Annotated in this window: 14 protein-coding genes and 2 tRNA genes; 7 read left to right on the top strand and 9 right to left on the bottom strand. The window is 58.3% G+C overall.

All coding sequences use genetic code 11. The features are described from left to right. The first annotated feature begins 1 nt into the window (after position 1). Positions 2 to 292, top strand: coding sequence for a metal-sensing transcriptional repressor (locus ACIGHL_RS01955; RefSeq protein WP_128119124.1), 291 nt, complete (start codon positions 2 to 4; stop codon positions 290 to 292). A gap of 190 nt (positions 293 to 482) precedes the next feature. On the opposite strand, the gene ACIGHL_RS01950 is transcribed toward ACIGHL_RS01955, so the two are convergent. After that, positions 483 to 558, bottom strand: a tRNA-Gly gene (locus tag ACIGHL_RS01950). A gap of 6 nt (positions 559 to 564) precedes the next feature. Further along, positions 565 to 640, bottom strand: a tRNA-Glu gene (locus ACIGHL_RS01945). A gap of 213 nt (positions 641 to 853) precedes the next feature. Between ACIGHL_RS01945 and ACIGHL_RS01940 the strand changes: the two genes are divergently transcribed. Together ACIGHL_RS01940 and ACIGHL_RS01935 are read left to right on the top strand one after the other, a co-directional pair. After that, entirely contained in the window at positions 854 to 1,621 is a 768-nt protein-coding gene (locus ACIGHL_RS01940) for a hypothetical protein (protein ID WP_181689945.1), read from the top strand. Positions 1,622 to 1,715: 94 nt separating this feature from the next. Beyond that, positions 1,716 to 2,399, top strand: a complete 684-nt coding sequence (locus tag ACIGHL_RS01935) for a glutathione S-transferase family protein (protein ID WP_128119123.1) — start codon at positions 1,716 to 1,718, stop codon at positions 2,397 to 2,399. A 70-nt stretch (positions 2,400 to 2,469) separates the two neighbouring features. On the opposite strand, the gene ACIGHL_RS01930 is transcribed toward ACIGHL_RS01935, so the two are convergent. From ACIGHL_RS01930 to msrB, 3 genes are all read right to left on the bottom strand, one after another. Beyond that, entirely contained in the window at positions 2,470 to 3,348 is an 879-nt protein-coding gene (locus tag ACIGHL_RS01930; RefSeq protein WP_128119122.1) for an ATP-binding protein, read from the bottom strand. Positions 3,349 to 3,413: 65 nt separating this feature from the next. Continuing rightward, entirely contained in the window at positions 3,414 to 3,896 is a 483-nt protein-coding gene (locus ACIGHL_RS01925) for a glutathione peroxidase (RefSeq protein ID WP_128119121.1), read from the bottom strand. 32 nt (positions 3,897 to 3,928) lie between these two features. Then, entirely contained in the window at positions 3,929 to 4,327 is a 399-nt protein-coding gene (gene msrB, locus ACIGHL_RS01920; protein ID WP_128119120.1) for a peptide-methionine (R)-S-oxide reductase MsrB, read from the bottom strand. A 191-nt stretch (positions 4,328 to 4,518) separates the two neighbouring features. Between msrB and ACIGHL_RS01915 the strand changes: the two genes are divergently transcribed. From ACIGHL_RS01915 to ACIGHL_RS01900, 4 genes are all read left to right on the top strand, one after another. Further along, positions 4,519 to 5,730 carry a pyridoxal phosphate-dependent aminotransferase gene (locus ACIGHL_RS01915; RefSeq protein ID WP_046162275.1) on the top strand — a complete coding sequence of 404 codons (1,212 nt, stop codon included), beginning with the start codon at positions 4,519 to 4,521 and terminating at the stop codon, positions 5,728 to 5,730. A 6-nt stretch (positions 5,731 to 5,736) separates the two neighbouring features. Then, a complete protein-coding gene (locus ACIGHL_RS01910; protein ID WP_128119119.1) occupies positions 5,737 to 6,180 on the top strand; it encodes a hypothetical protein in 444 nt (147 codons plus the stop codon). Between the two features lie 114 nt (positions 6,181 to 6,294). After that, positions 6,295 to 7,167, top strand: a complete 873-nt coding sequence (gene htpX / locus ACIGHL_RS01905; protein WP_128119118.1) for a protease HtpX — start codon at positions 6,295 to 6,297, stop codon at positions 7,165 to 7,167. Positions 7,168 to 7,288: 121 nt separating this feature from the next. Further along, positions 7,289 to 7,933 carry a DUF2959 domain-containing protein gene (locus ACIGHL_RS01900; RefSeq protein ID WP_128119117.1) on the top strand — a complete coding sequence of 215 codons (645 nt, stop codon included), beginning with the start codon at positions 7,289 to 7,291 and terminating at the stop codon, positions 7,931 to 7,933. 109 nt (positions 7,934 to 8,042) lie between these two features. Here ACIGHL_RS01900 and ACIGHL_RS01895 read toward each other — a convergent pair whose 3' ends face one another. The 4 genes from ACIGHL_RS01895 to ACIGHL_RS01880 all read right to left on the bottom strand — a co-directional run bounded on the left by ACIGHL_RS01895 (position 8,043) and on the right by ACIGHL_RS01880 (position 12,972). Beyond that, complete coding sequence (locus tag ACIGHL_RS01895) at positions 8,043 to 8,705, bottom strand: thiopurine S-methyltransferase (protein WP_128119116.1); 663 nt, start codon at positions 8,703 to 8,705, stop codon at positions 8,043 to 8,045. 67 nt (positions 8,706 to 8,772) lie between these two features. Beyond that, positions 8,773 to 10,179, bottom strand: a complete 1,407-nt coding sequence (locus tag ACIGHL_RS01890) for a sigma-54-dependent transcriptional regulator (protein ID WP_216706772.1) — start codon at positions 10,177 to 10,179, stop codon at positions 8,773 to 8,775. Positions 10,180 to 10,183: 4 nt separating this feature from the next. Continuing rightward, a complete protein-coding gene (locus ACIGHL_RS01885; RefSeq protein ID WP_241508984.1) occupies positions 10,184 to 11,290 on the bottom strand; it encodes a sensor histidine kinase in 1,107 nt (368 codons plus the stop codon). Between the two features lie 212 nt (positions 11,291 to 11,502). After that, entirely contained in the window at positions 11,503 to 12,972 is a 1,470-nt protein-coding gene (locus ACIGHL_RS01880; RefSeq protein ID WP_128119114.1) for a sigma-54 dependent transcriptional regulator, read from the bottom strand. Between the last annotated feature and the right edge of the window lie 354 nt (positions 12,973 to 13,326).

The raw sequence follows: 13,326 nt of genomic DNA, 5'->3' as shown, positions 1-13,326 counted from the left end.
CATGAATGACCAGATAACTCCCGCCGAATCCGTACAGTTACAGGATCAACAGCAGGCCATGCTGAAACGGCTGGCAAGGGTTGAAGGACAGGTGCGGGGCATCCAGGCCATGATCAAACGCGGCGAGGATTGCGAATCGATAGCCCAGCAGTTTTCCGCCGCTCGCAGCGCACTGGACAAGGCCTATCGGCTGATGCTGACTTGTCTGATTGAAGAGGCTATGCACGATCAGACCCAGGACACTGACGAGACGCTGGCGCGCGTGCGCAGCATTTTTACCAAGTACACCTGATAGAAAGGCGCGCGCAGTGGCGCCTGTGAGACAGCCAAAACCTTTGAAGAACGTCAGAAGTCGACTACCCGGACCACCCAGATATCCGCAGCGGCAAGCGGATAAACGAGGGTCCAGAAACGAAAAAAGCGACCCTTTAGGGTCGCTTTTTTAGCGCTTCGATATCTTTCAAAAAGACTCGGAGCAAATTTGGAGCGGGAAACGAGACTCGAACTCGCGACCCCGACCTTGGCAAGGTCGTGCTCTACCAACTGAGCTATTCCCGCAAATAATGGCGTCCCCTAGGGGACTCGAACCCCTGTTACCGCCGTGAAAGGGCGGTGTCCTAGGCCACTAGACGAAGGGGACGCTGCCCGGAAGCTACTGCTTTATCCGGCTTTCAACGTTTCGCTTTAGGGCTTCACGCTGCAAGTGGCGCGCATTCTATGGAGGTCGTTCATGGTCGTCAAGCACCATCTAGAAATATTTTATGAACCCAACGTATAGCGAGCGTTGAGCTATCAGCTTGCCATCCAACGCTCTACACTCGGAAAAAATCGTTCGGTCAGAGAGGTGCGTTTCGTGTCCCCAGTTCTGATTACTGGATTGGTCATTGCCGGCCTGTTCATCCTGATTGCAATTGGCGTCATCAATCAGATCGTAGAGAAGAACGGCTTGGAAAAGGCGCGCGTCCGCGCCGAACTCAGCGACCGCATGCGCCGCTGTGCCAACCTCTCCGAGAGTTTTCCAGGCCAGATGATGACGCCGGAACTGAAGCTGTTGCTGACGCGCCTGGAGCTGGGGCTGGGCGAGCAATTGCTCCCCCTAGACAAGAAGAACGCCACGCTCGGCCCCCGGCTAGCCGCTTTACGTAGCGCTGTTGCGGAAGGCGAAGACATTCCCGTGGCAAACGCGCCAGTCAAGGTCACCACCGAAGCACAAGCGAAGGAGATTCGCCTGTTGATGGAAGACCTGCATGCTCAGATTGTCTGGGCCAACAAGCAGAACCAGCTGGATACCACCGCTGCCAAGCGCTGGATCCAACAGATCCAGCGGATGATGGTGATGCTGCATGTCGAATACTTCAGCAATATCGGTCAGCAGTCACTTCAGCAGGGTAATGCGCACAAAGCGCGCCTGGCTTTCGAGCGCGGTATCCAGCACATCCGCAAGCAGCCCAACCCGGGCAAGTATCAAACCCAATTGAGCAAGCTCGAAGCGAGCTACAGCCACGCTAATAAGCTCGAGCAGACAGAACAACAGCCGAAGCTTGACGAACCGAGCGAGCTCGCCGAAGGTCTGAAGAGCCTCGAAAGCGAAGACGATTGGAAAAAGAACAACATCTACTAGGTACAGAGCGGACGAATTGAGACGGCCCGAGCGCCATGCTTAATTGATCCTCCGGCGTCCCCCTGCTGCCCTGCCCTGCCGTGGAGAACTGGTCATGCCCATAACCGTATTCGGTGCCCCGCTATCGCCCTTCGTTCGCAAGGTACGCCTTTGCCTGCAGGAAAAAGGCTTGGACTACGGACTAGAAGTCGTAATGCCATTCACGCCGCCCGAATGGTATCTGCAGCTCAATCCACTCGGCCGCATCCCAGCCATGAAGGATCAAGAGCTCTGCCTGGCCGACTCCAGCGTGATCTGTCAGTACCTCGACGAAGCTTACGACCAAACTGTTCGGCTGTATGGCGCCAACCCGACCGACCGAGCGCAGATACGCTGGCTGGAAAAATATGCCGATTACGAGCTAGCACCGCTGACGACATTCGGGGTCTTCCGCAACCGCGTCCTGAAGCCGAGCTCGGGCAAGCCCTGCAACGAAGAAACCGTACAGGCCGCATTGAACGAGAAGCTGCCACCGCACTTCGACTACCTTGAGCGTCAGCTGGGGGAGAACGCGTTTTTCATTGGCGAGCAACTGTCGATGGCCGACATCGCCGTTGCGTGCCAGCTGATCAACATGGAACACGGTGGCGAGGTGGTCGACGCGGGTCGCTGGCCCGCCCTGGCCGCGCACTACTCGCGCTTGAAGGCACGTGCATCGGTCGAGAACGTGCTGCCCGGCGAGCAGCGTATGACCGCCAAGCTCATCGAAATGGGCAAAAGGCCAACACCGCCGAACTGAACCTGATGCGCACCGCCCCAGAACCAAGCAACGGCCTCGGTTCCGAGGCGGGCCTCCTGCAAACTCCTGCCTACAGCAGGCGAATCCCCACCCACTGCCGAGCAAACTGATAAGCGCAACGGCCATTGCGGTTGCCGCGAGATGTGGCCCAGCGAATGGCGTCCTTTTCCAGCTCGTCGTCCCAGCTCCAGCTCAGCCCCGCCCGTGTCGCCAGCGAGCCGATCCAGTGCCGCACCACGTTGAGATAATGCGCCTGGCTGAACGGGTAAAACGACAGCCAAAGTCCAAACCGATCCGACAGCGCAATCTTGTCCTCTACCGCCTCGTTTGGATGCAGCTCCCCATCCACCATCTGCCAGTTTTCGTTGTCGCTCTGACGCTCAGGCACAAGGTGCCGGCGATTCGAAGTGGCATACAACAAGACATTCTCGGGGGCCCGCTCCAGCGAGCCGTCCAACACGCTTTTCAAGACCCGATAGTCGCCCTCGCCCGCCTCGAACGAAAGATCATCACAGAACACCACGAAATGTTGTGCCTGCCCAGCAAGCTGATCGACCAGTTTCGGCAGGTCAGCCAAATGGTCGCGTTCGATTTCTATAAGGCGCAGGCCCGCCGGTGCATGTTCAGCCAACAATGCTCGGATCAACGAAGATTTTCCAGTACCGCGCGCGCCCCAGAGCAGGACATGATTCGCCGGCAGCCCTGAAACGAACTGACGGGTATTGCGCGACAACAGCTCACACTGCCGGTCGATACCGATCAAATCGTTTAGCTTCATGTCGAGCGACACATTTAGCGCCTGCAGGTAGCCACCCTGCCCTTCACGATGCCAACGCGCGGCCAAGCTCGTGTCCCAATCCAGCGGTGCACGCTGCGCAGGAAGCAAGGGTTCCAGGCGCGACATCAGCGCATCAGCGCGCTGTAAAAAAGCTTTGAGCTCGGCATCCATTAAACGCCTCCAGAACGATCGCGACTGCAGCGTACAAAAGCGCTGTGGCGACCGGGAAATACAGGTTACAGATAAGCTTCGATATGCGCTGTCAGCGCGTCCGGCGAGGTTCGAGACGAAAAGCGGCTCACCGAACGCCCATTGTCGGTGACCAGAAACTTAGTGAAATTCCACTTGATCGCCTTGCTGCCCAGCAAACCGGGCGCGCGCTTTTTTAACTCCATGAACAAAGGGTGAGCATCGCTTCCGTTGACCCGGATCTTGGCGAACATCGGAAAGCTGACGCCGAAGTTACGCTCGCAGAACGCAGCGATCTGCGCCTCGTCCCCCGGCTCCTGATGGCCGAACTGATCACAGGGAAACCCGATCACCACCAGCCCCTGCTCGCGATAGCGCTTCCAGAGCGCTTCAAGCCCCTTGTATTGGGACGTGAAGCCACATTGACTGGCCGTATTAACCACCAGCAGAGCCTTGGCGCCAAAATCAGACAAGGTCTTCTGTTGGCCATCGATTGTGACGCAGGGAATATCCAAGAGCGCATCGTTCATGGGGTGCTCCATTGAGGCGTTGCGAAGCGCCTTTACGCGTCGCGCGGCTTGTGATTGAGAGACGCTGAATTGATGCAGTAGCGCAGCCCGGTCGGTGCCGGGCCATCCGGGAATACATGCCCCAAATGGGCATCACAGCGAGCGCACTTGACCTCAATGCGGTGCATGCCATGGCTGAAGTCGTCAATGCTGGCAATAGCTGTATCGCTAACCGGCTGAAAGTAGCTCGGCCAGCCACAGCCTGAATCGAACTTGGCGTCAGAATCGAACAGCGGTGCATCACAGCAGGCGCAGTGGTAGATGCCGGGTGCCTTGGTGTCGTTGTACTTGCCGCTGAACGGTCGCTCGGTCGCACCCAGACGGCAGACCTGGAATTGCTCGTCGGAAAGTTCTTCACGCCAGGTTTCGAGCGGTTTCTCAAGCTTATCCATCGGTACACCTCATGAGCTTAAAAAGGCACCTCTGTACCTTTTCCGGGGATCAGGCCGCACGTATGATGCGGTGCTCTTAAGACGCCTAGTCTGGCAGCGGGGTTTCATACTGCCAAGGCGCCCGGGTTCACGCCGTACGTAGCCAGCCCTTCAGAACGGCAGGCGCGTCATCACTTCGGGACACAAGGATCATGCAGGTCAGCAAATCGAACAAGCTCGCCAATGTCTGTTATGACATCCGTGGGCCGGTGCTCAAGCACGCCAAACGCCTGGAAGAGGAAGGCCATCGCATCCTCAAGCTGAACATCGGCAATCCGGCGCCATTCGGTTTCGAAGCCCCTGAGGAAATCCTTCAGGACGTGATCCGCAATCTGCCCACCGCGCAGGGCTACAGCGATTCCAAAGGGCTATTCAGCGCACGCAAAGCGATCATGCAGTACTACCAGCAGAAGCAGGTAGAAGGCATCACCATCGAAGACATCTATCTCGGTAACGGCGTGTCCGAGCTTATTGTGATGTCCATGCAGGCCCTGCTCAACAACGGCGATGAAGTGCTGATCCCGGCCCCCGATTACCCGCTGTGGACGGCCGCCGTGAGCTTGGCGGGCGGCAAACCGGTGCATTACCTCTGCGACGAGCAGGCCAACTGGTGGCCGGACCTGGCCGATATCAAAGCCAAAATCACGCCCAACACCAAAGCGCTGGTGCTGATCAACCCGAACAACCCGACCGGTGCGGTATACCCACGCGAAATACTCGCAGGGATGGTCGAACTGGCCCGTCAGCACAAGCTGGTGCTTTTCTCCGACGAGATCTACGACAAGATTCTGTATGACGAGGCAGTGCACATCTGCACCGCCTCGCTTGCCCCTGACGTACTGTGTCTGACCTTCAACGGGCTATCGAAGTCCTACCGCGTTGCTGGCTTCCGCTCCGGCTGGGTAGCGATCTCCGGTCCCAAGCACAAAGCGCAGAGCTACATCGAAGGCATCGACATCCTGGCCAACATGCGCCTATGTGCCAACGTGCCGTCTCAGCACGCCATCCAGACCGCCTTAGGCGGCTACCAAAGCATCAACGATCTGGTGTTACCACCAGGCCGCCTGCTTGAGCAACGCAACCGGACCTGGGAACTACTCAACGACATTCCCGGCGTCAGCTGCGTCAAGCCGATGGGTGCGCTTTATGCGTTCCCACGGATCGATCCGAAAATCTGTCCCATCCACAACGACGAGAAATTCGTCCTCGACTTGCTGTTATCAGAGAAACTACTGATTGTTCAGGGTACGGCCTTCAATTGGCCGTGGCCGGATCACTTCCGCGTGGTCACCCTGCCCCGCGTGGACGACCTTGAGCAGGCTATTGGCCGAATCGGCAACTTCCTCAAGACCTACAGCCAGTAGTGTTGGATGGATCTGCAAATCGATGACTTCTACCGGGACGCCGCGGCCGGGCTGCTGACGCTCTATCAGGCCTTTCCGCGGAAAGTCGCGCTGTACGTCGAGGACATCATCGGCCATGAAGAACCCGATGAGTTCGGCCTGCCCAGCAAGCGCCACCAAGGCTGCCTCGGCGCGCTGATATGGCTCGCCGAGGAAGGCTATCTGCGCTTCGAGAGTACCATTCATTTTCAGGCGCTCGACCAGGCTGTTCTCACCGAAAAGGCGTTCCTGCGACTGACAGGCACCATCCCTGATGCCTTCGCAGGTCTCGACGCACTGCCGCCGAGTGTCCGTCGGGTCCAGTCCAGCCTGGCGCATCAGCTACGCGAAGCGTTGCGTGAAGGGAACAGCGAGCGGCTGGCACAACTGACGCGCCAGCTGTTCGACAGCTCACTGCCTGAGCGCAGCTAAGCCCAGCCGGGCGGCAGGCGACATAGCTTGAAATAGTCGCTCGGTTGAATCGCGCCGGGCCGCCCCTTATATAGCCTATCGTTCTTTACTGTTCCTCTTGGAGTCTGCCGCAACATGATGCGCATTTTCTTGTTTCTGGCCACCAACCTGGCTGTGCTGGTCGTCGCTAGCATCACCCTCAAGTTGCTTGGGGTAGATCGCTACACGGGTCAGAACTACGGCAGCCTGCTGGCTTTCTGCGCCGTCTTTGGTTTCGCTGGTGCACTGATTTCGCTGTTCATCTCCAAATGGATGGCGAAAATGAGTACCCGTACAGAGATCATCACCCAGCCGCGCACGCGTCACGAACAGTGGTTGTTGCAAACCGTCGAGCAGCTGGCCCGTGATGCCGGCATCAAGATGCCAGAAGTGGGTATCTTCCCTGCTTATGAAGCCAACGCCTTCGCCACCGGCTGGAATAAGAACGATGCGCTTGTCGCAGTGAGCCAAGGGTTGCTTGAGCGCTTCTCCCCGGACGAAGTCAGGGCCGTACTGGCCCACGAGATAGGCCACGTTTCCAACGGCGACATGGTCACGCTCGCATTGATCCAGGGCGTGGTAAACACCTTCGTCATGTTTTTTGCGCGCATCTTCGGCAGCTTCGTCGATAAGACAATCCTGAAGAACGAAGATGGCCATGGCATTGGCTATTTCGTTGCCACGATCTTCGCCGAACTTGTGCTGGGGATCCTCGCCAGCATCATTGTCATGTGGTTCTCACGCAAGCGTGAGTTCCGCGCTGACGAGGCGGGGGCTCAGCTGGCCGGGACCAGCGCGATGATCGGCGCCCTGCAGCGTCTACGCGCAGAACAGGGCGTGCCAGTCGACATGCCGGACAGCCTCAAGGCCTTCAGCATCAACGGCGCCCTGCGCAACGGCCTGGCCGGCCTGTTGATGACTCACCCAACGCTGGAAGATCGCATCGAAGCCTTGCGCCAGCGCGGCTAAGCGAGCGAACCGAAACAAGGGCGGCATACACAAGCCGCCCTTTTTTTTCGTCTGCGATTTGCACGTAGTGGCTGTATGCCTGTCGAAGCAAGCGCCGTCTTCAGAAAAGGAACATCTCTACATGCGCCGCTTCTTTCTACTCGCCATCGCCCTGCTCACCCTGGCCGGCTGCCAGAGCGCCTATTACTCGGCAATGGAGAAGGTCGGATTGCATAAGCGCGACATTCTGGTTGACCGCGTCGAGGATGCGCGCGACTCACAGCAGGAGGCCAAGGAACAGTTCAAGGATGCCCTGGAGCGTTATCGCAGTGTGGTTCAGGTTAAAGGCGGTGAGCTTGAAGAGCGCTACGAGGCGCTGAACAATGAGTTCGAAGCCAGCGAAAACAGCGCTCGCGAAGTGCGGGACAGGATCGAAGCCGTCGAGGATGTAGCCGAGGCGCTTTTCGAGGAATGGAAACAGGAACTCGGCGAGTACAGCAACGCAAGCTTGAAAGCGACCAGTCAACGAAATCTGGAACGCACCCAGAAAGATTATCGTGTGCTGCTGCAACGCATGAAGGCAGCGGAAAAGCGTATCGATCCGGTGCTAGACGTATTGCGCGACCAGGTACTGTTTCTTAAGCACAACCTCAATGCACGTGCGATCGGCGCGTTGCAGGGCGAATACCGCACGCTGGAAGGAAATGTCGATCAGCTCCTCGCCGAAATGCAACGGGCCATAGACGAAGCCGACGTGTTTATCCGTCAACTCCAGCGCAACCAATAACCGAGATAACCGGCTGGTACTGTGGCGAAATCGTCGCGCAAGAACCACAACGGGCACGCCGCGGCGCGCCCGTCATCTCAACAGCTATCAGCACGACAGTCGATGCGCGCTAGGAGAGTTCACCGAGTCGGTAGCAGCTTTCTTCTAGGCGAGTGAGGCCACGCTGAAGAAATCTCCAATTGCTTTCGTTCAACACGTTGGCGCGCTCCAGCAGATCGACTTTCCAGTGCGCGCTCAAAGACATTCGAACTTCAGCATCACTCACAGCGAATGGCGGGCCGGACATCTGCTCCTGCTGGTAATCCAACGTGATCAGCAGCCCCTGACAGTTTGGCGCAAGGATGTTGACTAGATGGTTGACGTAACGCTGACGCATGTCGGCGGGCAATGCGATCAGCGCAGCGCGGTCGTATAGCGCCTGGCAGTCGGCCACATCAGCAGGTGTCATGGCGAAGAAATCGCCACAGCGGATTTCCACCATACCTGCCCGGTAAACCTTGAACTCACCCTGGACGCTGACGTCCGGGACTAGCTCGTGCTCGGCGAAAAAATCCTCGGCTGCGCGCTCGCTCAGCTCTACACCCAACACCGCAAAACCCTGATCGGCGAGCCAGGCCATGTCGAGACTTTTCCCACACAACGGCACCAGGACACGAGCCCCTTGCGCTAACTTCAAGCAGGGCCAATGGCGGCGCAGGTAGGGGTTGACCTCGTTTAGATGGAAGCCGATTTCGTTACGTGCCCAGCGACGCTGCCAGAACGCTTCGTCCATGTAGAGACCCTCTTGAGCGATGTTGGTCGGGGAGCTTATCAGAGCTACCTTCGTCCGGAACCCCGCTTCAACCGGAGCGCAGCGCCGACTCCGGGTCCATACCGGCATCGCGCATCTGAGCCAGTTTGTAACGAAGCGTCCGCGCACTGATACCTAGACGGTCAGCAGTCTCCTTACGGCGCCCGCGCTCGGCACGCAGGGTCTCGAGAATGACTTCGAACTCGCGACGGCGCAGGTCTTCACCCAACGCGCCAGCGACCTCGGCCGGCACTGAAACGCTCGCCGGGGCAGATTGCGTCGACACGATTGCGCTAGCGGCAGTACGCGCCAGCGAGGCGAAGCCGGCAGCAGCTGTCAGATAGAGGTCATCCGGACGAATAAATCCACCCTGCTGCAGGATCAGGGCTCGCTGAATCGCGTTGTCGAGCTCACGCACGTTGCCGGGCCAGGAATATCCGAGCAGGCACTGACGCGCCTCAGCTGTCAGCCTCGCGCCTGGCTGACGCATCTTTGTCGCATGATTGGCCAGCAACCGCTCGGCCAGCGGCACGATATCCGCCGGCCGGTCGCGCAATGCCGGCCAGGCGAGCGGAAAGACCGAGAGACGGTAGAACAGGTCTTCACGGAAGCGCCCGCTGCGAACCTCCTCAGCCAGGTCACGGTTGGTTGTGGCGACGATACGGATGTCGAGCGGTATCGGCTTGCGTCCACCCACACGCTCGACCTCACGCTCCTGCAGTACCCGCAGCAACTTGGCTTGTAATGCCAGCGGCATTTCGGAGATCTCGTCGAGCAGTAGCGTACCGCGATCAGCCAACTCGAACTTGCCTGGCTGCGTCGCGATGGCACCGGTGAAGGCGCCCTTCTCATGACCGAAGAGCGTCGCCTCCAGCATGTTTTCCGGAATCGCAGCGCAGTTGATGGCCACGAACGGCTTGTCGGCTCGCGATGACTGCTGATGAATAAAACGAGCTAGCACTTCTTTGCCAGTGCCCGACTCCCCTGAAACCAGCACCGTCGAATCGCTTTGTGCCACCCGTGCCGCCAGCGCCAATAGTTGCCGACTTGCAGGTTCAACCGCCACAGGCCCCTGCATATCGGTGGCACCAAGCTGGCCAAAGGCATGCCGGCCGACCAGGTCGAGCAACACCTTGGGCTCGAACGGTTTGACCAGGTAATCCACAGCCCCTAGGCGCATGGCCTCGACGGCGCGCTCGACGGCACCATAGGCAGTCATCAACAAGACAGGCGTTTGCGGATACCGATCGCGCACAATTGCCTGCAAGGCATGGCCGTCTATGCCAGGCATGTTCACATCACTGACCAGCAGGCCGAAACTCTCCTGATCCAGCGCATGCAACGCGGCCTCAGCGCACTCCACCGCGCGGTAGGCATAGCCGCCCAGTTCGAGGGTATCGCCCAGCGCTTCGCGCAAAGCGCGATCATCTTCGACCAGTAGAACTTTAACGCCCATAGGGCTACTCCGGGTGTGCGAGCGAGGACAGCGGAAGCAGCGGTAGCTGCAACGTGGCGCAGGTTCCTCTGCCAGGGCGAGAACGTAGCTCAAGTGCGCCTGAATGGGCTCGCGCTACTGAGTTGACGACGGCCAGGCCGAGGCCGGTACCGGTTGCCCGTGTGGTGAAAAAGGGCTCGCCGAGTCGGGCCAAGGTCGCTGCATCAATGCCTACACCGTTGTCGCTGATGCTGATGCGCAGCATTGAACCTCGTGCAAAGAGATGAACCTTCAGTTTTGTATCGCCGGTCGCCGCCTGGAGCGCATTTTCAATCAGATTGAGCAGTGCACCGACCAAGGTATCGCGATTGCACAACAGTGCACCGGTCCGGGCGTCGCATTGCCAGCGAACGGCGACGCCCTCTAACTTCATCTCGGTCGCCGCACGCAGCGCTCCCAGTAGCTCAGCGGGTGTTAGCCGGTCCTCCAGCGGCAGATCACCGCGCGCGAAAACCAGCATGTCACGAACTTGATGCTCCAACTCGTTCAGCCGGTCTTTCAAACGACCAGCAAACCGCTGCTGATGCTCGACCGACAATCCGCCCTGCTCCAGATGGCTTGCATACAGCAGTGCTGTCGATAGCGGGGTGCGTATCTGATGAGCTAACGACGCCACCATACGGCCCAGCGCAGACAAACGCTCATGACGCGCCAGTTGCTCTTGCAACCGCCGTGTCTCCGTCAGATCGGTCAGCAGCACCAGCTGCCCAGGCTCAACGTTCAAGGAACGGGTAGCGATAGAAACGCGACGCCCATCCCTCAATGAGATTTCGTGACCGTCATCCCTACGAGGCGAGAAACTCCGCGCGATCACCTCGCGCCAGAGCGCCCCTTCGAGCGGTGCGCCAAGCAGCTCAAGCGCAACCGGATTCGCTTCGCGAACCATACCCTGGCCATCGATGACAATCACACCGCCAGGCAACAGGTCCAGCAAGCTTTGCAAGCGGCTCGCCAGGCGCTCCTTCTCATCGAATTCCTGCAGGCGCTGCGCGGCGCTCTCCGCAAGCTGATCCTTCAACTCGGCTACTCGTGCCTGCAGCATGAGCTGGGACTCGCCCAATCTGCCGGACATGTGATGGAACAGTGCGAGCGATTGTTCAAGCTCGTCGCTTGAGCAGGCCTTGGCCGGGAATTGGACGGGATCAGGAGAGCAGGTCGCTGAAGTCACTGGCACACGTTTCCGTCAAAAGATGGTCGGTAACGTGAAGGTCAGCAAGGATCATGCCCAAGATGACTGATCAAGGAAGGGCCACGCCGCAAGCAAGAGCGACGTGGCAAAGGAAATCACTCGTCGAGATCGTCTTCGCGACGGTTCATTCCGTATTTACGCATCTTTTCTACCAGCGTGGTTCGCCGTACCCGCAGACGCTCTGCAGCACGCGCCACTACGCCGCCTGCATCTTCCAGCGCCTGCTGGATAAGCCCCTGCTCTAGGTTGCCCAGGTAATCCTTCAGATCAAGGCCTTCTACAGGAAGCATGGCATGTGCATCCGCCGGAATGATCGGGGAGTTTATTGCTGCACGCTCTTCCATCTCGTCATGCAGGCTGGTCGCGTACTGCTCATCGTCGTCATCGACGTGGCGGAATTTCTTTGGCAGCTCCATCACACCAATCACGCCGTACGGGTGCATGATGGCCATGCGCTCGACGAGGTTAGCCAACTCCCGTACGTTACCGGGCCAATCGTGACGACAGAGGGACATGATCGCCGCCGAATTGAAACGGATGGAGCCCCGCTTCTCGTGTTCCATGCGCGAGATGAGCTCGTTCATCAGCAGCGGAATATCCTCGATGCGCTCGCGCAAAGGGGCCATTTCGATGGGAAACACGTTAAGCCGGTAATAGAGATCCTCGCGGAAGCTGCCATCCACGATCATTTTTTCCAGGTCTTTGTGCGTTGCAGCGATGATGCGTACGTCGGCGTTCTGCGTACGGTTGCTGCCCACGCGCTCGAAGGTGCGCTCCTGCAGGACGCGCAGCAGCTTGACCTGCATAGGCAGTGGCATGTCGCCGATCTCATCGAGGAACAGCGTCCCGCCTTCGGCCAGCTCGAAACGACCGGCACGCGAAGTGATTGCGCCGGTAAACGCCCCCTTTTCGTGACCGAATAGCTCGCTCTCAAGCAACTCCGCCGGAATCGCTCCGCAATTGACGGGAACGAAAGGCCCATTACGGCGCTTGGAATGATAGTGCAGGTTGCGTGCGACAACCTCTTTGCCGGTTCCCGACTCACCGAGAATCAGTACGCTCGCTTCAGTGTCTGCAACCTGCTGCATCATCTGACGTACATGCTGAACTGCACGACTGGTGCCTACCAGGCTACGAAACAGATTTGGCTCGCGCTGCCGACCACGCGCCTTCGCCTTATCGTTCATGTCCCGGTAGATCTGGGCCCGGTGAAGCGAATCGAGCAGCTTGTTGTAGCTCGGCGGCATCTCGAGGCTAGTTAGCACGCGCTGGCGTATCTCATCCGGCCATTCGGCCGGTGCTGGCTCTCCAATCAACAGCAGGGGCAGGTTCTCGTCCCACTTGCTGATCTGCTTGAGCAACTCCACGGCGCCGCCCTTCGCTGCAACGTCACCAAGCATTACGCCGAGTATGCTGCGGCTTGATTCCAGGGTATCGACCGCAGCCTGCCATTCGCTGCTGGCGCATGACAAATGATCTTCGCTGAGAAAGTTCAGAATGACCGTCAGATCCCGGCGACGATCCTGATCGTCGTCTATCAACAAAATTTTGGTTTCACGCCACATCTTGTTTATAGCTCTAGAGGCTGAAAGAAAGCCCGCACACGTCCTTCGCAGAACGGCAGCGTCATCGGCAGATAGCCGGTAGTTAATTAAAAAAAACGGTCTGAGTCAAATTTATGACGTGATTCAACGACAAAATAGCAAGGAATGCATTCTGTTATTGACGTGGAGCAACTCGTTAGGAACGAGCCGGGATATGACGCGTTCAGCTTTTGCGTCTTTGCACTAGCTCAGGAGATCGAGACAGAACCGTCTGATTTCGAGCGGAAAGGTCAACTGTACGGCTAAGAATACCGTTGCTGACGCGGGCGTTTGAACCGCTTTGGTGTACCCAATTCGTTAAAATCGGGAGGTGAA

This window comes from Pseudomonas sp. NPDC077451, assembly GCF_044543345.1.
GTDB lineage: Bacteria > Pseudomonadota > Gammaproteobacteria > Pseudomonadales > Pseudomonadaceae > Stutzerimonas.
This window is presented reverse-complemented; position numbering and strand designations above follow the sequence as displayed.